The organism is Photorhabdus noenieputensis, from assembly GCF_018448935.1.
GTDB lineage: Bacteria > Pseudomonadota > Gammaproteobacteria > Enterobacterales > Enterobacteriaceae > Photorhabdus > Photorhabdus noenieputensis.
On record NZ_RCWC01000232.1, the window covers coordinates 1 to 201 of the forward strand.

Below are 201 nucleotides of genomic sequence, written 5' to 3' on the forward strand. Positions count from 1 at the left end.
TGGATGCGGATAAAGACAAGGCGCACTACAACAACGGCAGTGACAGTTATACCTTCACGGCGACGGTGAAGGATGGGCACGGCAATCTGGTGGTGGGTCAACCGGTCGACATTGACTGGCAGACAGACCCAACGCCAGCCGGGTTAAAACTGACGAAACAGAGCAATCCGGTGAGTAACGCGCAGGGGCAGGTCACGGCGA

Annotated in this window: 1 protein-coding gene; it reads left to right on the forward strand. The window is 57.2% G+C overall.

Going from position 1 to position 201, the window contains the following annotated elements; all coding sequences use genetic code 11:
* On the forward strand, positions 1 to 201 hold a 201-nt coding region (locus EAE91_RS23965), incomplete at both ends, for an Ig-like domain-containing protein (RefSeq protein ID WP_214090596.1).